Origin of the sequence: Pseudoalteromonas sp. SR44-5 (genome assembly GCF_014163675.1) — a bacterium.
Classification (GTDB): domain Bacteria; phylum Pseudomonadota; class Gammaproteobacteria; order Enterobacterales; family Alteromonadaceae; genus Pseudoalteromonas; species Pseudoalteromonas rhizosphaerae.
The window spans coordinates 14,560-39,983 of the sequence record NZ_JACJDT010000037.1 but is presented as its reverse complement, the minus strand read 5'-3'; the positions used below and the strand labels follow the sequence as shown (position 1 = coordinate 39,983).

Annotated in this window: 19 protein-coding genes and 1 pseudogene; 12 read left to right on the top strand and 8 right to left on the bottom strand. The window is 37.8% G+C overall.

What is annotated here, in order from left to right:
• Positions 1-117 precede the first annotated feature (117 nt).
• On the top strand, positions 118-1,557 hold the full coding sequence (locus H5154_RS16910) for a PLP-dependent aminotransferase family protein (protein ID WP_182719045.1): 1,440 nt from the start codon (positions 118-120) through the stop codon (positions 1,555-1,557).
• Between the two features lie 116 nt (positions 1,558-1,673).
• Positions 1,674-1,982: a hypothetical protein gene (locus tag H5154_RS16905; protein WP_149982748.1), complete on the top strand. Its 309-nt coding sequence runs from the start codon at positions 1,674-1,676 to the stop codon at positions 1,980-1,982.
• Positions 1,983-2,115: 133 nt separating this feature from the next.
• Here H5154_RS16905 and H5154_RS16900 read toward each other — a convergent pair whose 3' ends face one another.
• Together H5154_RS16900 and H5154_RS16895 are read right to left on the bottom strand one after the other, a co-directional pair.
• Positions 2,116-2,718 carry an ACP phosphodiesterase gene (locus H5154_RS16900; RefSeq protein WP_182719044.1) on the bottom strand — a complete coding sequence of 201 codons (603 nt, stop codon included), beginning with the start codon at positions 2,716-2,718 and terminating at the stop codon, positions 2,116-2,118.
• Positions 2,719-2,757: 39 nt separating this feature from the next.
• Positions 2,758-2,850: pseudogene (locus H5154_RS16895) on the bottom strand (winged helix-turn-helix transcriptional regulator); the annotation flags it as partial.
• 361 nt (positions 2,851-3,211) lie between these two features.
• Here H5154_RS16895 and H5154_RS16890 point away from each other — a divergent pair.
• Positions 3,212-4,822, top strand: a complete 1,611-nt coding sequence (locus tag H5154_RS16890) for a phosphoethanolamine transferase (RefSeq protein WP_182719042.1) — start codon at positions 3,212-3,214, stop codon at positions 4,820-4,822.
• Between the two features lie 123 nt (positions 4,823-4,945).
• Here the strand turns inward: H5154_RS16890 and H5154_RS16885 are convergent, their stop codons facing one another.
• Positions 4,946-6,085: an AraC family transcriptional regulator gene (locus H5154_RS16885; protein WP_259398540.1), complete on the bottom strand. Its 1,140-nt coding sequence runs from the start codon at positions 6,083-6,085 to the stop codon at positions 4,946-4,948.
• A 225-nt stretch (positions 6,086-6,310) separates the two neighbouring features.
• Here H5154_RS16885 and H5154_RS16880 point away from each other — a divergent pair, with 225 nt between their 5' ends.
• Positions 6,311-7,120, top strand: coding sequence for a DUF2306 domain-containing protein (locus H5154_RS16880; protein ID WP_182719041.1), 810 nt, complete (start codon positions 6,311-6,313; stop codon positions 7,118-7,120).
• A gap of 49 nt (positions 7,121-7,169) precedes the next feature.
• Here H5154_RS16880 and H5154_RS16875 read toward each other — a convergent pair whose 3' ends face one another.
• Together H5154_RS16875 and H5154_RS16870 are read right to left on the bottom strand one after the other, a co-directional pair.
• Entirely contained in the window at positions 7,170-8,201 is a 1,032-nt protein-coding gene (locus H5154_RS16875) for a metal-dependent hydrolase (protein WP_182719040.1), read from the bottom strand.
• A 307-nt stretch (positions 8,202-8,508) separates the two neighbouring features.
• Complete coding sequence (locus tag H5154_RS16870) at positions 8,509-9,873, bottom strand: cellulase family glycosylhydrolase (RefSeq protein WP_182719039.1); 1,365 nt, start codon at positions 9,871-9,873, stop codon at positions 8,509-8,511.
• A 470-nt stretch (positions 9,874-10,343) separates the two neighbouring features.
• Here H5154_RS16870 and H5154_RS16865 point away from each other — a divergent pair, with 470 nt between their 5' ends.
• The 3 genes from H5154_RS16865 (at position 10,344) to H5154_RS16855 (ending at position 14,579) form a co-directional block, all read left to right on the top strand.
• Positions 10,344-12,065, top strand: coding sequence for a DUF885 family protein (locus tag H5154_RS16865; RefSeq protein ID WP_182719038.1), 1,722 nt, complete (start codon positions 10,344-10,346; stop codon positions 12,063-12,065).
• 386 nt (positions 12,066-12,451) lie between these two features.
• Complete coding sequence (locus H5154_RS16860) at positions 12,452-12,832, top strand: hypothetical protein (protein WP_182719037.1); 381 nt, start codon at positions 12,452-12,454, stop codon at positions 12,830-12,832.
• A 127-nt stretch (positions 12,833-12,959) separates the two neighbouring features.
• Positions 12,960-14,579, top strand: a complete 1,620-nt coding sequence (locus H5154_RS16855; protein WP_182719036.1) for a DUF6892 domain-containing protein — start codon at positions 12,960-12,962, stop codon at positions 14,577-14,579.
• 578 nt (positions 14,580-15,157) lie between these two features.
• Here H5154_RS16855 and H5154_RS16850 read toward each other — a convergent pair.
• On the bottom strand, positions 15,158-16,243 hold the full coding sequence (locus H5154_RS16850; protein ID WP_182719035.1) for a DUF4785 domain-containing protein: 1,086 nt from the start codon (positions 16,241-16,243) through the stop codon (positions 15,158-15,160).
• Between the two features lie 10 nt (positions 16,244-16,253).
• A complete protein-coding gene (locus tag H5154_RS16845; protein WP_182719034.1) occupies positions 16,254-17,120 on the bottom strand; it encodes a hypothetical protein in 867 nt (288 codons plus the stop codon).
• Between the two features lie 496 nt (positions 17,121-17,616).
• Between H5154_RS16845 and H5154_RS16840 the strand changes: the two genes are divergently transcribed.
• Complete coding sequence (locus H5154_RS16840) at positions 17,617-19,818, top strand: AAA family ATPase (protein WP_182719033.1); 2,202 nt, start codon at positions 17,617-17,619, stop codon at positions 19,816-19,818.
• Between the two features lie 756 nt (positions 19,819-20,574).
• On the opposite strand, the gene H5154_RS16835 is transcribed toward H5154_RS16840, so the two are convergent.
• Positions 20,575-22,683, bottom strand: coding sequence for a TonB-dependent siderophore receptor (locus H5154_RS16835; protein WP_182719032.1), 2,109 nt, complete (start codon positions 22,681-22,683; stop codon positions 20,575-20,577).
• A gap of 240 nt (positions 22,684-22,923) precedes the next feature.
• Here H5154_RS16835 and H5154_RS16830 point away from each other — a divergent pair, with 240 nt between their 5' ends.
• The 4 genes from H5154_RS16830 to H5154_RS16815 all read left to right on the top strand — a co-directional run bounded on the left by H5154_RS16830 (position 22,924) and on the right by H5154_RS16815 (position 25,418).
• Entirely contained in the window at positions 22,924-23,280 is a 357-nt protein-coding gene (locus H5154_RS16830) for an ankyrin repeat domain-containing protein (protein ID WP_182719031.1), read from the top strand.
• A gap of 454 nt (positions 23,281-23,734) precedes the next feature.
• A complete protein-coding gene (locus H5154_RS16825; protein WP_182719030.1) occupies positions 23,735-23,992 on the top strand; it encodes an ankyrin repeat domain-containing protein in 258 nt (85 codons plus the stop codon).
• Positions 23,993-24,913: an ankyrin repeat domain-containing protein gene (locus H5154_RS16820; protein WP_182719029.1), complete on the top strand. Its 921-nt coding sequence runs from the start codon at positions 23,993-23,995 to the stop codon at positions 24,911-24,913.
• Positions 24,906-25,418, top strand: a complete 513-nt coding sequence (locus H5154_RS16815; protein ID WP_182719028.1) for a hypothetical protein — start codon at positions 24,906-24,908, stop codon at positions 25,416-25,418. The genes H5154_RS16820 and H5154_RS16815 overlap by 8 nt, the downstream gene beginning before the upstream one ends.
• Positions 25,419-25,424: the final 6 nt, after the last annotated feature.

The window sequence follows — 25,424 nt, the reverse complement described above, 5'->3', positions numbered from 1 at the left end:
CTAGTTAATTACAGAGCAAACATTAAACTTATCACCTATGGTATATATCTTTTTTTTACAGTACAGGCACAGAAAAATAATTTACAATGAGTACAGATTGTCACTACGAGCGAGAGCATGAAACAGTTCAAATATACAGAGCTTGAGGCTATCTTAAAAAAGAAAATTGACGCTAACAGCTTTACTCCAACAGGCAAGTTGCCCTCAGTGAGAGAGCTTTGCAAACTACAGGGCCTATCAAAAGCAACCGTATTACATTCGTTACATCGCTTGGAATCACAAGGACTTATTTATGCAAAACCTAAATCAGGTTACTTTGTAACGCAAATAAAGCCGCCTAAACGAGTGCTACCAAAACAAATCAAAACATCATCTACTCCACGCAATGTGTCAGTACCTGCGATTTTAAAAGACATTATGACGCGCAGTGCTGCCTTTGATATTTTACCAAGTGCTGGCGCGCAGGAAGATGCTACTCACTTAACCGTTCTTAATCGACATTTAAACAAAGCATTTCGTTCTTCTCAAAGTCAAAAAGCATTTTACTATAATAGTTCTGATGGTGATTTGCGTTTGAAGCACGCAATAATTAACCACTATGGTGGTTTAAACCAAAAACCTGATGAGCTTTGCATTACCAATGGCTGTCAGCACAGTTTATTTATTTCTCTTATGGCCACGTGTTCGCCAGGCGACACTGTCGCTGTTGAATCGCCAACTTTTTACGGGGTATTGCAAATATTAGAACAACTTAACCTAAAAATAATAGAAGTAGCATGCGATCCCGAGCACGGCATAAGCATTGACGATCTGACAAAAAAAATAGCCAAGTGGCCCATAAAAGCATGTGTCGTCTCACCTAATTACTCAACGCCAACAGGTGCATGTATGCCTCATAGAGCAAGAGAAGAGCTACTTAAATTGGCAGTGAAAAGTGATTTTTGTATTATCGAAGACGACATTTACGGCGATCTGGCTTTTCCTCCTTTTGTTAGTGAGTCTTTAAAAAGTCTCGACACCCAAGGACAAGTAATTTTGTGTAGTTCATTCTCAAAAAGCTTATCAAGAGATTTACGTATCGGATGGGTTTTTGGAGGAAAGTGGCATGATAAAATCACTCAACTTAAACTCGTTACGCAACTTTCTTCATGTGGGTCGATTCAACAAGGATTAGCCACTTTTATAGAAGATGGTCACTATCGTCGCTACCTAAATAAGCACGTATATGCAATTAAACAACAACAAGCAGAGCTGATTAATTTTTTACAAACCCATTGGCCTGAAGATATACGCTTTACACAAGCTAATGGCGGCATATCTATGTGGGTCGAGTTAGATGAGTCAATAGATACCCAAAAAAGTTACAATGAAATACTACAACAAGGTATCGTCATGACCCCGGGCTCACTTTTCTCAGCATCAGGGCAATATAAAAACTTTTTACGATTGAGTTATATTCACCCCCTCACTAAAGCAAGGGAAGTTGCGATAAAAAAACTATTCAGCACCCTCTTGGCAAAAAATAACACGCTTTATGCCTACGATAAGCTGCTTTAACATCAAATAATAAGGTGGTTTCGGCTAAAACGACTATCTAAGTTGTTGGCAGTCGACAAGCTCGGTTATAATCCGCTCATCTGGCTATATCTTTGGCCTCTAACAGGATTAAAACGATGAAAAAACTCTCTGCGGTGCAAATAAAACAACAAGCACTGGTACTTAAAGTTGCTGATGCAATTGAAGAGCAAGGCCGTAATGAACTCACTGGCATGCTGCAATGCTGGTTTGACGTGGAATATCACTTATTTCCAGGCTCTTTACTAATGTGTTTTCAGTTTGAGAATCAGCAGGCGTTAACAGCGGCAGAGCCTGACTTATTAAAGTGGCAAAAACGTTTAAGTGGTGCAATGCTTAAAAAAGGCGTTATTTTAAAAGACATGCGCAAGCATTTAGTTTTCACCCTAAAGGGGCCTGATGATTAAGTCAGATAGTAGCCATCAATCAAGCCGTTTTTAGTATGATGCGAGCTTTTTGTTGGTCAGAATTTATTCCATCAAAAGCTAATTATCAATATTGCATCATTTTAGGCTAGAACCTGACTTACATTTAAAAAGTTTACACACTAGCATCTTGAGCTCCTTCAAGACCTCGTTGCTTAACATGTTTAATCAATTCAGGGAAAAACGCTAAAAACATAGCATCTAATTCAGTGTAGTGTCTGGCTATATCAGCAGCAGCGCCAGAAAACGTATTAGTAAAGCGAATGCGCTTGGCAATATTATCAAGTGCAACCCCGACCCCTTCGACGGTTTCGTATTCTTTAAACCAATCATTCTGCGTCATATGTTTTACAACACTTTGCATTCTTGGCGGCATAACGGGTGTACGCTTACCCAAAAGCCTATAACTGATTTGCTTAAAGTCACTTAGCGGTTGATCGTTAAACCGTTGCCAATGCTGAATTAAAAAATGATCGAACACCACATCAATAGCGACACCCGCAAAGCGTTTACGCTGAGGCGAAAAATACTGTTTAGCTTCTTTCACTAAAGGGTGAGTATCTGTAAACTTGTCGACTAGATAGTGGTTATCTAGTGCATTTTTTACCGTGATTGGCAATTGCTTTACATGCCTATTGCCGCCAAAATCACCAAGCAAGTTGCCAAAGTGCGAGTCTGCTGTAGGCTGCGCTAAATAAAGATGAGCTAAGTAGTTCAAAGTAATATCTCTTTATATTTCATTATATTAAGAGCTTTCACTCACTTCTCCTAACAGGCGAGTTAAATCATTAAAGCGAACAAGCCCACCTTTTAGATGATAAATACTCGAGCCTTTCCACTTGCCGCCCATTAACTCTCCTAAAAATGTAACTAGGTTACTAAAAGTATACTAATTGATATTACCTTACAGGTAACTAATATATACCACATATTAACAAGCATTTTTAAGGAAAATACAATCAACACTGAACGCACAAATGCACGACAGCCGAATGCTAGTGTACTGATCTTGCAGGTGTAAAAAAATAAAGATCTTTTTCATAAATATCTTTATTTACTGAGAGTGAGCACATCATAAAGAAGCAATAAAAGGCATCAGACCAAAGAGGTATAAAACCTAATAGTTAAAATTCATACATTATTTCAAATACTCATGCCTTTGCATGTGATTTTTATTACAATGCCTGCAAACCTGAATAGTGGAACTGCACGTGCAACAATTTAAACATACCCTCTTAACGCTTTTGGCCCTATGGGCATTCGCACTGATGCCGGATGTCATTTATGGCTTGTTTAATCATAACTACTTGGCCGGTTATAACTTCAAAAGCATTATCATTACCTTACTGTTAATGGTCTTCATGCTGTTAAGCCGCACCCCTAAACTTAACAATATTGTTTTACTGATAATGGCTCTAATGCAGGCCTCTGAACTGATGTACTTCCAATACTTTGGCGGCTTTTACAGTGCTTTTGATATGGTGCTAATGATGGGTGAAATGCATGATGCACTAATTGGCTTTGCTGATGGTTTGAAATTTATGCTACCAGCGTTCTTTTTATCCATGGCATTTTATGGCTTAGCGTATTTCACCTATAACAAATACCATAAAACCAGTTTTACCGTACCTTATATCTCGGTGTTGTTTGTATTATTGCTCACGTTACCCTTTTTACAGTCTTTAGGTTCTAAGAGCTCTCAAAAATACCAGCCTAATATTGCGCACTCAGCTATGAAAAATGGCTTATACAGTGTGTCATTCTTTAGCGCTCGCCAGTTAAAAATGATTCTGGGATTACGTAAAGAAATGCCTAGCTATCAACCTTATCAATTGAGCAAAGGCGAACCTGCGGATGCAAATATTGTAATTTTAATGGGTGAAAGCCTGAGTTATTACAATATGGGTTTATATGGTTATCAAAGAGATACAACGCCAGATTTAATGCCGTATAAACAAGACCCTAATTTCTTTTATTTGCCTGCGATCTCAAGCGCTGTTTCAACACGAGTATCTCTTAGCTTATTTTTTAACACCGTATATGAGCCTAATAATGCAGTCCATATAAGTAAAATGGACACTGCTTTGTTTCGGTTAGCTAAGCGTCAAGGGTTTGAAACCCATTACATTACTACACAAAAAAATGCAGGAGGTTTAACCTATGCATTTTCACTTGGGGATATTGATACCTGGAAAGAAGATAAGCATCTAGATCAGTTCGATGGAGATTATGATGATCGTTTATTGCTCGAACTTAATTCCATGAATCTGGATTACAATAAGCCCCAATTTATTACGTTACATATGCGCAGCGCTCATGCACCTTATGTAGCTAATTACCCTAAAACTCAAGAAGTGTATCCTGTTGATGAGCAACCCTATAAAAAGTACATGCTGAATAGCTACGATAACTCAGTACTTTACACACAAAAGGTGATAGCTAACATTTATGAATTCTTTAAAGATTCAGGTAAACCAACATATATATTCTTCACGCCAGATCATGGTGAACTGACAGGGCAAGATGGTCGTTTTGGACATAACGCTGTCGATATGGATATCGCCCGGGTACCATTTATGTTTTACGGTGTTGATATTCCAAAAAATGAAATAACTCGAATTAAAAAAGAATTAGGTTGTATGCCTAACCATTATTTAATTAGTCTGCAAGTGGCTAAAGTATTGGGTTATGACATTAAAAACCCGAATGAAGAGCAAGGTAAGTATTACTTGAACGGCACCGATGTATTTGGCGAGGCAGGCTTTATGCAGTACGATTTAAAGCAAATACAAGATAAAACTTGTCCAGAATTTTCAAAGTAGCTCCTCAGTATTCAGCCGCTCTATGAGCGGCTTTTATGTTTATAGCACCTTATACTTTCAATTTAGTGTGGTTGATTCACATCTAATATTCTTGATTAACTATAAAAACAAACCTACAACTCACTAATCAACAAGTTCCCTACCCCTTATATTAGGATGATTGCTGCTTTGTTTTCGGTATTCATTAGGAATTTCACCCACAATACTTTTAAACACCCGGTTAAAAGTCGCTAAAGAAGAAAAGCCGCTTTCAAGCGCGATGCTTAAAATGCTCCAACCTTTAGCATCCTCACTTGCCAATAAAACTTGCGCATATTTAACACGATATTGATTAATAAACAGATTAAAGTTGGCTACTTTGTAGTGATAGCGAATAGCTCGGCTGATTTTATATTCAGGTACTTGTAATACTTGAGCAAAATCTGAAATTTTAAGATTTGTTTGCAAGAATAGCTGTTGCTTATTGATAAGTTGATCAATGCCATCGATTAATTCAGGGGCAACATCGATTTGTTCATGTTTATTGGTGTTTTCAGTTATCTCAATGTCATTAAAAATACTAACTGTATCGCCCTCATTTTTAATACCTTGGCTATTTTTATCTCTCGCTTGAAGAAACATTAATGTTTGCATCGCAAGCACAATTAGTAGTGCAGATGAGGTAATAATAATGGGATTATATAGCTCAATTTCAGTCTTACTAAACATTAGCTTAGGTAATACACTTGCATTAAACACAGCTAAAAACCAAGCGCTGGCAAAGAGCACTGATTGCATTTTTTGTGACACTGTTTTTTCACTGTAGCCTCTTATTGCCTCCCAAAAAGAGAGCACAAGTATGCTTGATGAAAGCAATATGGTTACTTCATTCACCCCTTGCTTTAAGCGCCACATTATATCACTGGTAGGTAACGGCTGAGGATCAAAACTCACTAAGTAATGCCATGTTTGGTTAAACATTATCAAGCCTGCAATAGTTGCAGCAAAAACGATATGCCTGCGAGAAATTGGCTTGTTTTCACGAAATAACGCTCTAGCAATCAACCATGAAACATTACATGTAGCGCAAGTAAATAGCCCTATTAGGTATTGATACCCTCCGACACTTGACGCACTGAGTTTTTGCGCCCCAACCATACAGAGCGAGCCACAAAATAGTGCAAACAAATAGTGAACTAGCTGCTTATCTTTTTTCAGTGCATTAAATAACATCAACCCCATGCACACAAAGACGAGAAGGTAATAAGGAGAATTATTTTGCATAACAGGTCGCTCTTAAAATGACGTTGTATAAACAACGTTGCTTTAACTTGGATAATACAAAGTAACTCTAGCGATGGCAAAAAGACTTTGTTAGTGAATGTGTCAGTAACTAATTAACTAACCGTAAAAATTATCCATATATCGTTGCTCAAGTTTCGAATTTGAGAAGTATTCGCCCTGAAAGTCTTTATATTTGGCTATTGAAACGATTTAATGGAAAAGTACATGTTAATGCAAAAAATGAAAACAACCCCAAATAGGCTGCTCGAAAACAGTAAAAAAATATGGTTTATTTGCTTACTAATGGCACAAGGTTGCTTTGTAATTTACCTTATTTTGGGGTATGCCCTGACTAGCGTTACTACAGGTTTATCTGGCTGGGTCCGCCTTAACAATACCGCCTATGTTGCGAGCGACCCCATCGGTAATTTAATCTATGCCACGCATGTGCTACTTGCCGTAGTAATGATAATCGGCGGGAGTTTGCAATTAATCCCCGCAATAAGAGCAAAATATACTAAGTTTCATCGCTATAACGGGCGCGTATTCGTACTGTTAGCTTGTACCATTTCAATCGCAGGAATGTACCTTATGATTGTTAGAGGCACAGTAGGCAACCTGCTAATGCATAGCCTGACAATGTTTAGTGGTGGTATGGTTATTTTATCGAGCATATTTGCAGTGCTGGCTGCTAGAGGGCGTAATATAAATTCACATCAAATATGGGCAATTCGTTTATACCTTGCAGCAAACGGCGTGCTATTTTTTAGGTTAATGATTTTTGCCTGGTTTTTAACGTTTGGCTCACTCGGGATTGATACTACAACGTTCACAGGCCCAACCGTGTTAGCTGTTAGCGTATGTTCTTATGTGATGCCATTGCTCATTGCTGAACTGGTTAGGTATGCGGGGAAAACATCTAATAAAATGATAACAATCGCCACCGCAGCTTTAATGATGTTGATATCCATTGTATTTTTAGTGGGCTTATTTGGTGTAGTGTTAGCAAATTGGTACCCAGCGATAGTTGGCTAATAGCCACATAATTATTAACAAAATAGAAGGCCTAACCCAGCAATCTATTTCAGGGAGATGTGGGCTCTTTTACGGTAGTTGCTAAATCGATATTTGGGTCAGTAATACGCGCAAAAATAAGCCCGAGCTTATCAAGTGGAAATCGGTTGCTGAGTTGTTGATAAGAACCTGGGATCAACTGCTGATCTTTTTGCTGTGCAACCACAAATGAGAATACATAATAACCTTCAAGGCCCATTCTTAAATCACTCATAATGACTTGCTCATCTTGTTGATACACCCCATAAAGGCCTTTAGTAAATGCTTGCAGTAGCTTGATCTGCCTTGCATCATCAAGCTTTGCTAGTAGCGTATTTTCGCTAGGGTAAAATTGCATATCAACGTTGTCTGCGTCATCAAACACAGAGGCATAAATCTCATAATGCCCTAACTCGGTAACGGCCACAGCCCGCCACAACAAGGTATTAAATGGCGTTGGTGTACTTTCAAAGTGCTTAAATATGATATTTTGGGTATTTAGTGCCTGATGAATTTTATCTTCGATATGCCATTTAGCCGCCAACCCCCAAGCTAAATAAAGCGAACTGACGATTAACGCAGCAGTATTTATACGCTGTGCGTAAGGCCACATCCGCGCCAAGCAAAGCGCTATACAAGAGAGTAACAATGGCAAAGTATACGCAGGATCAATAATAAATATGCTCGATATACCAAAGGGGTAAGTCGTCAGTGGCCACAGCAATTGTGTGCCATAAACGGTAAAACTATCAAGCAATGAGTGAGTACTTAAAATTAAAAATAGAGCGACAGACCAGCGCCTCAGCGATACACCTTTGGCCCAGTTCATTTTAAGTAAAAGCCATGCAAACAAGGGGCTTACTAACAGCTGTATAAGCAAAGAATGACTAAAACTGCGGTGATAGACAAAGTTTTCGACATTACCACCAAAATTAATGAGCACATCTAAATCAGGTAACGTGCCAAACGCCGCCCCAACTAATAACGACTTACGGCCCAGCTTATTACCTAATACTGTATAAGCAACTGCACTACCAAGCACAACCTGTGTGAGTGAATCCAATGAAAGCCTCTTTTCAAAATCAATTAAAGCATAGACTTATATTGTACTGTTGTAGGTCTTGTGTCGATCTCAATGAGTGATTAGTTTTCTGGAGAAGCTATAAGTTATGTGGATCCGCAAAAGAAAAATCCACCCCAGCTTATCAGCTAGATTTTTAAAACCGCCAATCCAATTACGATTGTATTTTAGTAAAGAGTCAACCCTGACGTCATGAATTCGAAGATTGTCTATAATCCTATTTCTATAAAAATCAATAAAATAGGTAAAGCGACTGCGCTCTACCTATTTATTTAAAAACAAGTATGACTTAGCTGCAACTTTTAACAAATGTCCATGAACTATCACTACCAGGCAGGCTATTTGTATACCAGTTCGCCTTATAAACATTGCCCTGATACTGAATTTGGTCGCCAGCTTCGTTATGTGTGTAAGGGCCTGCAGGATAATGCTTTCTAACCCAATTTGGATACGTTTTTACCTCAGTACAACTTGTTCCTGTTGTAACAGCACAACCCGAGGAATCGACATCAGTACCTTCTGGTGTATTGGGGCATTGATCTTGTACGTCAATTACGCCATCGCCATCTGAGTCTGTAGCCGCACACCCAATAGAATCTACGGGTGTATTCGGCAGTGTGTTAGGGCATTGATCTTGTGAATCAATTACACCATCTTCATCTGAGTCAAGCGGTGCATTATTCATATCCCAATTTAGTAGAATATCTTTTATCTTCTGCCCCGATGCACTTAGTGAATCCCAGCTACCACCAGGAAGAAAGGTTGATGCACCTTCATCTTTGTCATTTAAGGCCCAATTAGCGTGGCTAATAGTATTTGATTTAAGAAAAGCCATCCACGCGTCAGTTTCGTTGCTATTTACACCACCATTACCATCAGCATTGACTGCGCCCCATTCAGTTGCAAATAAAGCAATCCCATTATTTAAAGCCGTCTGCGCCTTATTTCTAAGTGACTCACCATGCGTACCTGCATAAAAATGTAAGGTATAAGCAATATTGTAGCGATCTATCGGGTCTTGTGAGGCAATATCAACATCTTGTGACCAAGTAGGCGTACCAACAATAATTAAATTATCAGGATCTATAGCTCTGATCTTATCAATAACGGTGTTGGCGTAAGGTTTTATATCGTTAGCCCACGATATCTGTAGTGGCTCGTTATAAATTTCATAAATAACGTTGTCGTAGTCGCCATATTTAGTGGCTGCTCGTTCAAAAAACCGGATCGCCATATCAGTGTCGGTATGCGCTTCGTGACTATGAAAATCAATAATGACATACATATCTTCTGCGATTGCTGCATCAACAACTGTATCAAGACGAGTAATATTACCGTCCCAATCGTCATTCAAACTGCCTGAGGTATTTTGTCCGTGACCGATCGCAGCACGAATGATATTAGCGCCAAATTCCTGTTTCGCATTGGCAACCGTTTGCGCGGTATAAAACTTTTCGCCGCCCCAACCTGTATTACTCCAAAATAAGCTTGAACCAGCAAAGCTCTTTGCCTCATCACCAGCTAATATTTGATTACCACTGACGGTTAACTTTTCAACCGCTGCATAACTTGTAGTGGAACAAGCGAGCAATAATGCCAGTGAAAGGCGCTTGGCTTTATATAGTGTTTTTTTAGGTGTACTTCCAATCGTCATAAAATCGTCCTTAAATTAGGTTACCCATCAGATGTAAACTGATATATCAATAATGTCATTAGCAAAAAACTAACAACACAAAGGTAGTACACTGAAATTATAATACAATAATAAAGAATGATTTACTTTATAAAATAATACTAGCGTAAAAGTAACTAAAAATGACCACTCATAGGCTGTCATCTGCAGGGGGGATACATTCAATAAAAAGCGTGAACGATATACACTTTAGTTGTCGCTAAATACCTTAACCGAAAGCGCTCCATTAATGTTTTAAATATCAATGAGTTGCTCCGTTTGCAACATACTTGCCAATTTTCTCTGTATTGCTGTTCAAGGTCAGCGCATTCATATCGTTAATTTGATACGCTTAACCTATAAAACAATAAATTTTATATAGCTTGGTACGCACTCAAAAAATCACTGCCTACCCTTTATAAAAAACTAACTCGCTAATTATGAGAAACAACATGTATAAAACAAATCTCTTGGCTCTTTCTTTAACTATGGTGTCATTGCCAAGTCTGGCTGATGACAATACCGATTTAAAAAATATTATTGACCAACACTGGCAACATGCAAAAAGCGAAAAAGTATTTTTTCGCACCGACCCCGATGGATGGAAACCCAATGGAAAGCTGGCTCGCTGGAGTGAGCAAGCCATAAGTAAGCGCCAAACTTATAACGACCAAGTGCTGCACAAATTAGCTGCCATTAACCCAAAATCACTCAGTAAAGAACAACTGATGAATTATCGGCTTTTTAAATACGAGCGCGAAACAGAGCAACAAAGTTACCAGTCACTTGATAAGTACTTTCCTATTAACTTTTTAAGCGGCTGGCATACATATTTTGCCGAGGCCCCTGCTAATATGGCGTTTTTAACTACCACCGATTACGACAATTTTTTGGTTAGTTTGAGCGACTACCCACGCTTTAACCAAGAAAACATCAACCTCATGAAAGAAGGCATACAACAAGGCTACACACACTATTGCGAGAGCTTTAAAAATTATCATAAAAGCATCAGTAAACATATCGAAAAAGAGCCACAAAACATTGCCTTGTATGAACCGTTTACACGTATGCCCAACACCTTTAGCCAACAACAAAAAGCAGCCTATCAAGAAAAAGCGAAAGCCCTAATTAGCAATAAAGTGGTTCCTGCTTATCAGCATTTTTATGATTTTTTTGTTGATGATTACATGCCAAATTGCAGAACAGATCCCGGTATTTCAAGCGTTAAAGGCGGGCTTGAATATTATAAGTATGCAGTAAGTTATTACACCACCACACAAGCTACGCCAGAAGAAATTCATGAGCTTGGTCTACAAGAAGTGGCGCGTATTAAAGCTGAAATGCAGGCTATTATTGATTCACTAAACTTTAAGGGTTCGTATGCTGATTTTCTGCAGTTTCTAGCAACTGCTCCACAGTTTTATGCAAAAGACAAACAAGATTTATTAGAAAAAGCCGCTTTCATTACACAAAAAATGTATGGCAAGTTGCCGACCTATTTTGGTCATTTACCACGTAATACGTTTGCTATTAAAGACTCTGCCAGTCGCGGCGCTTTTTATATGCCACCAGCAGATAACCGCTCTGCTGGCACTTACTTTTTAGCTTCAACCCCTTCGTTGCAACCTTTATATAATTTAGAAGCCTTGAGCCTACACGAAGCTATTCCAGGGCATCACTTACAAAATGCAATTGCAATGGAACTGGATGTGCCACCATTTCGGCGTACCTTAAGCCATTCAGCATTTGGAGAAGGTTGGGGCCTTTACGCAGAGCGTTTAGGAAAAGAGGCCGGTTTTTATCAAGATCCATACAGTGATTTTGGCCGATTAGGATATGAAATGTGGCGCGCAGTTAGGCTGGTTGTTGATACCGGCATTCATGCATTCGGCTGGAGTCGAGAGCGCGCAATTAACTACCTGAGCGAACATACTGCATTGCCACAAAGTGCCGTAGAAGATCAAATAGATCGTTATATCTCTTGGCCTGCACAAGCGCTTTCTTACAAAATGGGCGAGCTAAAAATACGTGAACTACGTGCAAAAGCTGAAAAAGAACTTGGCGCTGATTTTGACATTCGCAGCTTTCACGACACAGTTATAGGCCAGGGCTCGCTGCCAATTGCAGTACTTGAAGAAGTAATAAATGACTGGATAACGCAACAGCAAAAATAACACCCATTACATTAAATTAATAAGCTATTGCTGAGCTGATATTAGTTAAACAATAGCTTATTATAATCTGCAAGTGTGCTTGCTAGCTCCCCCATGCACAGTTCTAATTTATGCATCCATATAGTTGTATATGGGTTTAGTAAGTTATTGCTTTTATAAAGTTAATCAAAAACATAACACGGCCTGTATGTATGGTGTCTATTTATGGCATTACGGTTTAAAATCATCCACCCGATTACAATTGTATTTGCTTAATTCAGTAAAGAGTCAGCCCAATTTTGCTATCACTGTTGCTGCATTTTAGGTGCTGCATGAGTCATGAAACGCCTTGCTTAACCTTCCTATTAAATGCCATCTTTAATTGCAACCAAGGCCTCCGACGCATTATGACAACGATTTTTTTAAGTAAATCACAACAAGTCGCTCTGCAACAAGCACTTATCAGTAGTAAGCTGCTAAATAGTGATACTGCAAATAGTGATAACCCACCATCTCTTGAGCAACAAGCGTATAGTCATATCGCCGTCACGCTTTACCGCTTTAATTTACAAAAAATAAAATGGCCCTCTTTTTTAAAAACAGCAATAACCACGGCAACCGACAAATGCCCATGGTTAGCCAACGAACTTGTCAGATGCCAACAAGACTTCCAAGCCAAACCTAATGACGCTGTAATAAGTGAACAAAGTGCATTTATTAATGGTATTTTTAGCGAAGAACTCGCTTATATTGACGCCTTATTTGGAACAGAAGAGCAAGCTGAATAAAGTTTCAATATCAATACAGAAAAATACATATTTTAATTTCTATATTGCCACTTATTTCTAAAATAACTAACAATTACTTTTACTACCGAGATAAGTTATGATTATTTAATATCTAAACTATTTTTCTGTGAAATTAAAAACAGCCTTTTTATTTTTATTAATGAGTATCTATATGCCATTTTTTAAAACGTTTATTCCTGACTTGGATGAACTGGATTTAAATACACAAAAATTAAACAAGTCATTAAAAGATAAGATAAACCGTCAATGGAAAGACGTCTTTGATCAAACAACGCTTTTACAACTTTATTCATCACTAATTAAAGAATTAAGATTATTTCGTGAAGGTCAAAGCCAACCTGCGAAATTATATTATTTTTTACAGCTATTTAGTTCATCAGATTATAAAGTTATTTTTGACAAAAAATCTCATCATGCTTTACTTACGCACACAGAGTTATTAGAGAGTGAAATAGAGCAGCTGTTACTTGAGACCAACACTCAACTGATCCAAAACCCAACACCTGCAGAGGACGGTGATTTAAGGGAGATGGTGAGTGATTTAATTTCTTTATATTTTTGTCATCCTTCTTATCACAGTGAAGGATATGACGACTTAAAGCGTATTGGTGGCAACTTAGCATTTAAGTTTTTACGCACTTATCCTTACCAAGATACCAGTAACCTTCTAATCAGTTTATTACCATCAGCTTCAGACCCATTAGAGCAATATACACAATTAATTAATGACATTGTATGTAGCGAACAAAACGATGAAAATCGTGATTTACTACTCTATATTTTAGTTAGCGAAATGATTGGTTTTTATACCGAAAAAAGCGACTTGTTATACAAAAAATCAAAAGAGGTCTTAAAGATACTTTCAACTCATATTCCACATTGGAGTGAGGAGCAGCTTGATTACTTTATAACTCAAGGCATATTAAATGGCTATGGTATTTATCCAACTCCAAAAACTAAGATTGCCGAAATAAAGGGTTATATAAAAAAATTAAATGAAGGTAACTACAATGCTCAGGTTATCAAAAAACGAGTTAAAGAATATAACCAAGAAATAGCAAATATTGAAAATGACCCTATTGCCTTTATAAATGCGGGCTATAACAAGGCTGCTAAAATTTTAATGGTGAAAAATAATACCATTACATTTTTAGAGAATCTTTCAAAACTTACTCCAGACAGTAAAACAAAAGTACATCTTGATCAACTTATCGCACAGACTTTAGCCCTTAAAAACACACCCAAAGTATTTCCTATTAATAAAACGCCTAAGATCAAATTTAGCGACCTGCATTTTAAGTTACTTGTTATCGAAGAGCTGATGTATAAAAAAAATTTATTAACCCCTAAGTTTGACCTTACCCAGTTTATAGCCCAATACCACCTGCGAGAAATTGATAAAGAGCAAGAAGGGTATGAAGTTATACCTGAGGCACTGGCTTATTTTAAAGGGCTTGATATCTCTGAGGAATTGTTAGCGAAAGTCACTTCGTTGACACAAGATTGCGGTGTCGATGGCGGCGCAGATGTTTATGCTCAGATATGGCCTTTTTGGGATCCAGGCTGTGGAGATGAGGTGTTAAAGGTAAGCAATAAAGCATCAAAAGACTTGCCACTGCTGCCTAACTTACAACAAGTCATCGGTTTAGAGCACAGTAATCCATCAAAAAAATTAATTAGCAGCTTTAAAGAACGCCAGATCCAATTAACTGAACAGGATGTTTAACTATTAATAATGCTATTGATCACAGTAAATCGATAATTATATTTTTAGACATCAAATACAAAAGGCTTAGAAGTCATTCTAAGCCTTTTAATTATAGATTTATTTTACCTAACCCCAGATTTACCACCGGAACATCCTGATGACTACAAAACCCTGGACGGTAATGATAACGGTATTCGTGATGATTATGAGCGCTATGTATATGAAAAATTTGATTCACCTCAGCTCATCACCTTTAGTTTAGGCGCAGCTTCAACATTACAACTCGTTATTGATATTGAACAAGGGCGTATACCAAGCTTAGATATTGAGACCGGTAAGCAAATTATTTTAGATATGATTAACATCAGTTACTGTGTTCGATATTTACAAAATTCACACCTAATTTTAGAGAACCTTAAATTTTATACAATAGAAAAAGCTTACGCAAACCGAAAAAGCCAAAATAAAATTAGTGACTATATTGCTTGGGATGACGGTTTTCATCGCAGTGCTGATAGAGACTGTAACATCTTTAAGGAGTAAGAAATTCATAGGGTCAGGCTAAAGCTGACCCTATGAATTATCACTATAAAATCTTATTGGGTTGAGGCAAACTTTAACATTCTTGTTTGATCTGTTAATTCAATATTGATGAGCTCAAATGGGGCTTTGGCTGTTTTAGCGACAGAAAACGGCATCATGAAGTTACTATAGTTATCTATCTGCTTAGCAACTTCTACCGTAGCCAATTTTAACCTCTCCCCATTGCTGCCCTTTCCTGTCAACGTTGCACGAATAGCGAAGCGTCCAGCGTCGGTCACTTGCACCGGAACCTGTGCTTGATACTGGCTGTTCCCTAAATATGCAATTTTGGCAGTATCCATAGTAATGGTTTGCGAACTGTGTACAAAAGGCATTTTTATAGAGCGCTTTACCATTTGCCCATTTATTTTTGTTTCGACATTTGCCTCGAGTTCATAATACCCTTTCGCTGCACCAATGGTTTCAAGCGGATAAGCAAATACCGCCTCGCCGTTTTCATAACCTACAGCAAGTTGCTCGCCATCAGGAGCAAATAACGTTAGTCGCACATCGTTATCTTTAAAGCGCTTTTGCCCCATACTAAGCTGCATGGCCAAACGTTGTTGGTGCTGTTTTAATTTAAACTGGCTTTTGGCATGTAGCGCATTGCGCGAGCCTTTTTCAATGACGTGCACTAAATAGGTGTCATTGTCATTAAGAGCCTGGCTTGTTTTTAACATCGCCCTACCGTTAATTTGGCCTAACTTAAGCCCAACACTACCATCACTAAATCCCGCATTTTGCATTTGCTCACGCGCCGCTATGGCCTGCATTGGCAGCTGTTTAAAATTCGTATCGCGCACCGATAACTTATCTAATTGTAAACCATGAGGCTTAAACACTTCACCGCTATCAAAGCGCGCTTTCGGCGCGATACGAATAAAGTTATCAGCTTGATTAACAAATACTGGCACGCCGCGTTTTAACTCTTTTCCTGAAACATGCTGCCAATATTCGACACTATCTTTTTCAAGTGTTTGTAGTTGCGAAACAGGCGCAGACTGCACCTCGGGAAATTGATACACCGTTTGCTCATTCGCATTCACCGCAGTGCTTACAAACATCATCGCAGCACATAGTTTGGTTAATTTTTTAATCATTGTTTGGCTCCTAAATTCGATTTTTAAGCATGTCTGGCAGACCAAAGCAGTTACGGCGACTTTGCTGGTGGCTTAAAGGTTCACTACCTTCAGTTCGTGATTTATCTGTAAACCACACCACACCCGCTAACGATTGAGAGCTGCAATTTAAAAAGCCATCTGAACAGCTGTCTAACCAATTTTGCGTGACTTCAAGTGCCACTTGATTTTGATATCCGCCGCAGTAGCTATCGTTGTCCCAAACGGCTGATTCAACGTCACTACCTACAACGGTTTCAAAGCGAGAGGGTAAACTTGGCCGATTCGGTGTGCCGTTGAGCCACTCGGCATTATACGATGCCATCCAAGACACTTGCTGTTGTTTCACCGCATCACTACCATAGCCGAGTAACCAGCCCAAGCTTTGCTCAAAGGAATTCCCAGCAACCACCGCATCAGCAAGCGGCGTACCACCACTTGAAGGAGCCAGTGCAATTGTGCGCGTCACTTTATTAATAATATTAGGAAAACGGCCATCCCATGTCGGGTTAGACAAAATCCAACGCACAACATTGCCGCCGTTAGAATGAGTAATGAGTGTTAACTCAGTAATATTTTTATTGCTAATAAATGTGGTGAGTTGCTCGGCTAAGCAACCAACAGCGCCGTCAGCCCACATGTATTGCTCAAAATCACAATTAATAACCGTGTAGTTATTGGTATTAGGTAAACCTTGGCGTACCGTATCGACAAAGCTGCCCGTCCAATAATCATTATATGCATCAATTTGCTCGCCAGTGCCATGTACAAATGCGACTCCTTGCGCAGCAAAAGCGCCTTGACTCAAGCCCGCCGCCAGCGCTAAAGCCGGCATCAATAAGCGTGTTTTTATTTTCATGCGTGTTCCTGTTCTTTGTGTTTATATCTATCAGATTAGAGGTGTGACCTCCGATCAGAAAATAGACCAAAAAGGAACGAACGCAAGAAAACACATACATAAAATTAACTTTTGTGTGCTTTTTCACTACAAATTATTAGTTTTGTGGTCAAATTAAATGAAAGAGTCGCGATGGTGACCTTCTCAACAAAGCCACACACAGAAAGATAAAACAATAATGAAGATATAAGCTGGCTACCTTTTAGGAGAAGATCACAACAAAGAGGCAGAAAGAAAATTACAGCACGTTCATTTTTTATTCATAAATATAATTGAGTTTGTAGAAAGCATGTGTGATATTGAGGCTTAAAAATAAAAATTCTACAGAGATTTGAATATTTCACCATAGGATGAAGGTCACTCAAATAAAAAGTGAAGCTAATGCTTTCTTTGCGTTGCCTATAACTTAAAGCGATTTAACAAATCATTTAGCATCAAAATTTAAAGGATTTATAAAGTGATAACTTCAATAAAGCTTATGGATGTGGCTAGTTATTCCCCTACATCACCTGTGACTATTAATACAGATAATAAAAAAGTAAATTTATTTTATGGATTAAATGGCTCAGGTAAGTCTACGCTTGGCAATTTCTTACAATCGAGTGCCGATCCTATATATCAAAAGTGTGAGGTTCTACCAGCTAACGAAGATCATGAGATTCTTGTTTATAACCAGAAGTTTGTTCAACAAAATTTTTATGAAATCCCCCAACAAAAAGGCATTTTTACTTTAAGTGAAGTAAATAAAGAAGCTGAAGAAGCAATTGAAAATGCAGATCAAGCAATAAGAAAAATTATAGAGTTTCAAAATCAAATTCAGATAAAAGTAGATGGAAAGAAAAAAGAAATAACGAATGAAACAACTGCTTTAAAAGATACAGTTTGGAAAGCCAAATCAAAACACGATAGAACAGAACTCGAATTTTGTTTAGATAAGTTTAAAACAAAGGATAAATTTCTTCAAAAGATTGAGGGAAGTAGCTCACCTTGCGATTCAACTTTCAAAGAGCTTAAAAAAGAGGCTAAAGAATTAAATGAACAAAATGGTACGCCAAGGGAAAGTATTCAGACAATTTCTTTTATCGGTAATTATGTTGAAAAAGAACAGATTTTTGTAGCAAGAATTGTGGGGTCAAAAGATTCCTATTTAGCTGAATTAGTTGAAAAGTTAGGCAATTCAGATTGGGTACAATTTGGCATGCAATTCATTAAAGATAATGGACCATGCCCATTTTGCCAACAAGAGTTACAAACTGATTTTTCTACTTCGATTAGTCAACTATTCGATACAACCTATCAATCAAAACAAGAGGAAATTCTCAATTTAAAAAATGTGTATGAAAGCTCTATTTCGTCACTTGAGTTGAACTTAAATAGTGGTGCATTTGTAGCTGAGTATATTGCTGATAATTCAGAGTTAAGTACTGCAAAAGCGCTTCTTTTAACTTGTCTGAAAGACAACCTTAATTTGATCAGTGATAAATATAATAAACCTAGTGAAATTATAACGCTGTTAGATACTACTGAGCATATTGAACATTTGAATAACATTATTTTAAAAGTTCAATCTGAAGTGGTTGCTTTTAATGATAAAATTAAGAATAAAAAAATTCACTTAACTAACATAACGCAAAAATTTTGGTCACTGCTAAATTCAGAATACGCAGCATTAATTCAAGCTACCACAGAAAAAATAATAAATTTAAATCAGGATGTTGAAAATTTAAATGTCGATTATAAAAATAAAAATGCAGAAAAAAGAGAGCAAGAAAATATTATAATTGAGAACAGTAAAAAAATAACAAATATAGATCTTTCGATAAAAAATATTAATGAACAACTTAAAGAACTTGGTTTGCAAGGATTTCAGCTTGATAAAGTTACGGATGATTCACAACATTATAAGATAATACGTCAGGGAAAAGCTGAGGAAGATGTTTATAACTCTTTGAGTGAAGGTGAGAAAACCCTAATTAGCTTTTTGTATTTTCTGGAAAGCTGCACTGGTGCAACTGACCAAGAATCCACTGTAATTCTTAAGAGGCGCATAATTGTTATAGACGATCCCATTTCAAGTCTTTCACATAACTATGTTTATGATATTGCAACCTTAATTCATCACAAAGTATTGTTAGCAGATTTTAAACAAGTATTTATTCTCACTCATAATCTATTCTTCTTCCATGAATTACTGATGCTTAATGCTCCAAGTAATCGCCCAACCCCATATAAGTTACATCGAGTTACTAAATCAGATTATAGTCTGGTTAAAGATCTACAAAGAAATGAAATACAGAACGACTACCAAACATATTGGCAAATCATAAAAGACTGTATGGAAAATCATAATTACATAAATATGCTACCAAATGCCATGAGAAATATACTTGAACACTACTTCACCTTCATTCATAAAAAGGAAGCATTAAAGAAAGCCTTAGAAGAGTTAGGAAAATCTTCATCTGAGTTTAAGCCGTTATTTAGATATATAAATCGAGAGTCTCATTCAGACTCAATAAATATTAATGATTTTGAAGGCATTGATGTAGATAAATACATTGAAAAATTTAAACAGGTGTTTGAAAAAACAGGATATGATGAACATTATTATCAAATGATGGGGTTAGATAAGCCTGTAGCACCAATAGAGGTAGCATGATAGTGGGCTACCGTTGACGCTCATTAGTTTGGTAGTGAGCGAAGATGTTGACATACATCTTCCCACTTACCTAAACGAAAACGCTGATATTTTCTAACTAGAACAGTTTTCACTTTCATGCTAGTAACCTCGTATATCTACGACAGTGCTAACCACTGACAACTCCTGCAAAACTTTTTACAAGCGGTAAATAGATTGCATCATTGTGGTTAAGAATACGGTAGCCCATTAAAACTATATGACACTTTACAAGTAGTTACTAGCAGTATTTTAATATAGATAAAATAATACGCGAAATAAGTTCTGCATTTTACCAAGACCAAACACCCTTCACCCGTCATCAAGCCCTGACAATAAGCAATTGATGAGTAATATCGCGCATGGAGGCGCGATAAGGCGAAACTAGGCCATGGATGGTCGAACTGGGGAGCGTACAAGGATGTGAAAGTTGGCCTATCTTCGTCGTTTACGTTCACATCAATTAATTATTTAAAGGACTGAGCGTGATGCTCGGGTGGAAAACATTCGCGGCTAAAGCCAGCTCCTACGAGAGTCCAGAGAGGGGTCGGTGGCAGCCGTCCCTTGGTTGCCGCCAGCAAGCTAAACCTTGAATAAGGTTTTTAATGTAGGTCGCTGATTTATCCCGACAAAAGTTAAAAACAGAGTTAACGAGTTTAATAAAACACGATTAACCATACCTATACAACTTTTCAGGCTAAAGCCCGACCTACGGCTAAATAAGCTTTTTAAGATAAATTAAAAGCTATATTTTAAGCTCAGCTTATAATTTACCGGCTCACCGGGTTGAGTCCAAATTGCAGAGTAAGAGTTTGAGTAATATTCTTTATCCAGAACGTTATTCACGTTCAACTGGATACTCACATCATCATTAACGTTATAAGTTGCAAACAGGTTCACTAGCGTATACGAAGGTAAATAATATGTAGGATCAATCGTTTCACCTAAACGTTCACCTTCATACTGAACAGCTATACCAATAGTCGCATTTAAATCGATTAAGTCATTTAAATCTCTTTTAAGGCGCACATTTGCACTATGTTTAGGGATATTTAGTAATGGGCTACCTTTTGGCAGTTTTACCCACCAATCTGTATTAACCGTATCGTTTGCTGTTTTTGCATCGGTGTAAGTATAGGCAAAATCAAATGAGGTGCGCTCTGTAATATAACCGTGCAAATCAAACTCAACCCCTTCGTTAGTTACCTCTCCTAATGCTGTCGACACACCCGCTTGCAGATCTGTAGTTAGCATATTGCTTTTTTCGGCGCTAAATACGGTAAAGCTACCATTTAGGGTATCGGTGCTAAATTTAATACCCGCCTCAATAGAGGTTGTTGATTCCGGCTTAAATGCATCACCATTTATGTCGTAACCGCTGTTTGGCCTAAAACCTTCAGAGTAGCTGGTGTAATATTGTATATCGTCTGAGTAGGCGTACACTAAACCAACCCGTGGACTAAATGTACTTTGGTCACTCTTAGACTGACTTTGATTGATATGATTATCTATTTGCTGATCAAACCAATCATAACGGCCACCCACTTGCACTTTCCATTGCTCAGTGATGTCGATTTGATCTTGAATATAAACCCCGTAACTGTGCTGTACTTCAGTGCTGTTATATAAAAGTGAGCCTTCGGGTGCTGTTTGCCCATACACAGGGTTATACATATTGATTGCATAGCGCGTATCTTCAAGCGTAGGGCGATATCTGTACCAGAGTTTGTCAAAATCAAACTTGCTGGCGTCGGCACCTATTAATAAATGGTGGGTAAACCCAGCCGCTGTTACACTGCCACTAAGCTCGGTACGCGCAGAAATATTTTTAGTTTGAAAATCACGCTGGTTATGTTGTCTACTTAAGGTTTCGCCATCAGTAAAATAAACCTGCCGCCCTGGTGCCAGTTCTGCATCGCTCGATTCGCTTATAAATTTTGAATCGCTATAGCTAAACCCATTTAAAAGTGACCACTGTCCAATTTGATGCTCAAACGTTAGTTGGTGAGAAATAGCATCAACCTCAGTCGGTTTATCACTTGGCTCACCTAAAAAAGTCTCAATGGGTAATGCGTCTATCTTCCCGCCTACAGCGACAATCCCACGGTCAAACGTAACGCTTTGATCAACATACTCAAGTTCATAATTTAACTTTGTTGTGTCGGAGATTAACCAAAGTATTGAAGGCGTTATCACCGTTTTTTTATTTTCGTGGTAGTCTCTAAAGCTTTCACTTTCTTCAATCGCGCCGTTTACTCTAAAGGCGAGTTGTTCGGTAATTGCATTAGTGTAGTCGCCTTCACCGCGATAACTTTGCCAACTACCAGCGCTTATTTTTACAGAGCCTTGTTCTTCAAATTGTGGCTTTTTAGTAATAATGTTAATAGTACCACCAGGCTCAGAGCGGCCATAAAGTGCAGAGCCTGGGCCTTTCATCACTTCTACATAATCAATATTACTGGTATCACGGGTGCCGCTAAAACTTCGACCAGATGAAAAGCCATTAATTAAAAAGCCTGAAGGAATATTCTCATCACCTACTAAACCACGTATTGCAAAGCTTTCCCACAATCCACCAAAATCATTTTGTTCAGAAATACTCGGCGTTAAATCAAATATATCTGTGAGTGTGGTCACCCCTGCATCATCAAGGTTTTCTGCAGATATAAATTCAATACTTTGTGGTTGTTCACTTAAAGGCACATCGCCGCGAAAAGCTTGCCTAACACCCGAAACAGCTATTTTCTCAATGCTTGATGACGCCGTAGTTGCGTATACTGAAGGTGATAAAATTGCACTTATCGCAATTGAAAGCGCTGATATTTGGATTCGTTTAATTGTATTCATTCTATCTCTTAGATATAACACAGCTTAATCAATTAAGTTTGCACTCAAAAAAATTTTAAATGTAACCTACTAGGCAATTAGCTGAAGATGTAGGCAATAATAGTTATCATTTAGAATTCTATACAAACAAGGCAAAAAACGCTACCCTACTTGCAATAAATATTACAAAGTTATTAAAATACAATTTAAAGAAAAACGAAAATACTAACTTCAGCCAAATTATGGAATAAAATAAATTATATGAATATTTCAGGCAAAACAGAATTAATGTTAAGTATTGAGAATTTAAACCTAGACAAAATTAAGCAGTTCATATACTCCGAATATAAAAGTCTTGCTATAGATGATGAAATGTTTAAAAAAGACAGTACCGGGCGCTCCGCTATATATTATGCTGCTCTGCGAGGAGATGAAGATATCATTTGGTTTTTATTATCACTTCTACCCGGAACCGGTATTTTTTGTAAACGTGGGCAACTATTAGAATCAAAAGATAACCAAGGATTGACCCCAGAGGAGTTTGCTCAAGTAAATGGAAACGATAAAATATATAAGTTACTTTGTTCTGAAAGAATGAGGATCGAGTTTTTCGAATAAATTTCAGACACGCGTTATCAAAATGCCTTGGGCGACTAACTCTTTGTTACTTAAATGAGTATAGGTAAGGGGTTGTAAAAAACGCAGTAGTTTTACTTAATTTTCACTTCACCACCACATCTTAAACCAAGACGTTTTTATAATCCCAATAAAAATAAACCGCGAAATAAAATACCAAAGCAGGCTGAACAGCACACCAAAATAATTGACAACACCACGAACCGTTCATTCTTAACTCATAATAAGATTAAGTTCATAAACTGCTTGTGTAGTATTGAATTGCACACAAAAATGTAGTGTAACCAATTGAAAATATTTGTAATATATAAATTCATGGAGATGGCAACTTCAGCTCCTGCGCGGCTTTAGTCGCTTTCTCATCATGCTATTTCTTGCTAGTATAAAAATATTAATAACACGTTATACGCTACACTCATAATCGACAAGGAAAGATATGTCAGAATCATTTATTAAAGCATGCGCTGACGGTAATCGCCGTATTGCTCAGTTGCTCTTATCACAAGAAAAAGACCTTGATCCTAATTATACTAATTCGCACGGCTGTACAGCATTGCACTATGCATCGGCTAACGGATACGTTGATATAATGTCCGAGCTATTGGAAAGTGGAGCAAAAATTGACTATGAAGATCATCAAGGTAGGACGGCTTTATTTATGGCTATAAAGGCTCGACAAAAGCCGGCAGCATAGTTGCTACTTGAACTCGGAGCCCGTCCTGATATTAGTGATTACCAAGGTAATAGTCTACTTCACCTAATCGCCATAACAGGCCAAAATGCGTTATTAAGCCCTTTAATTGATGCCGGATTAGATATCAATTTAACCAATACAAATTCAGACAGTCCATTATTACTGGCGGTTAGTAATCGAAAACGTGATGTTGTAAGCAATTTATTAGATCAAGGCGCCGATATTGACCACAGTGACAAAAATGGTAATAACGCGTTATTGATAGCAACAGCATTAATCAATAAACACTTAGTCACTTTGCTACTAGAACACGGTAGCGATATAAATATCGCTAATGACGATGGCTATACACCGTTATTCATTGCCTGCACTAAACACAACAATATGCTTGTTAAATACCTGCTAGAGCAAGGTGCTGATCCGCTTATCGAATCTAATGAAGGCGTATCGTCTATTTGGCTTGCGTGTGCTAATAACCAAAAAGATATCGTCTCGGCATTTTTAAATGCAGGCGTCGATGTAAATTACAGTAAAAATACCAATAAAGAGTTTGTACTCAATTCATATTTAGACTTAGTTATCGAACAACTAAATTATAGTAATGATAACTATCATGCAATTAGCTGTGAAGGCGAAAGCCTAATACATGTTGCAGCTAAACAAGGTCACTTAAGTATGATTAAGCTATTACTTGAGAAAGAGGCTGATATTGATGCACTGGATGCCGCAGGTAGTAGCGCATTACATTATGCTGCTGTGGGCGGTAAAAAAGATATAGTGAAAGAATTAATAAAACACGGTTGCGATACATTGATTTATAACAAAGCTGAACAACAAGCTATTGATTATAGTAATCAAAAAGGGTTTAACGAAATAACTGAAATGTTATTAATAGCAAAACAGGCGCAACAAAATGGATAGAAAAGAACGCCCATTACTTGAAATAATCGCACGCGATATGAAAAAAGGTTATTGGAAAGCCGCCGATGCTGCACGCTACGCACCCATGCTATTTCCTCAAGTAGAACCCAGTGACCATGTTCGTAAAGCGGTTGCTGCGATTGCTCTGCAACAATCTCGCGCAGAGCAACTTAAAGCTCTGCAAGCACTCGTGATAAAAGAGCGTAGCAGTAAGGATTTTCTTAAAGAATTTGAAACGCTGCTTGGCAACAAGCGCGACCCACTCATGCCTGCAACTGACCAAGATAAAGACAGTGGCCACTTTCGCGATATCATTATGATGCTACTAGCGACAAACTTTGCATCACAAAAAAGCAGCGTTACTATAACCGCAGATTTAAGTGATTTGTATCAACGTATTTATCCTCAACAAACCGATGAATTTAGCACCGATTCCAGTGCTGAAGCCGTAGTGACTGAATATATAATGGGTGCCCTATTAAAACTCGCGCCTGATATAATTTAAAGCAAG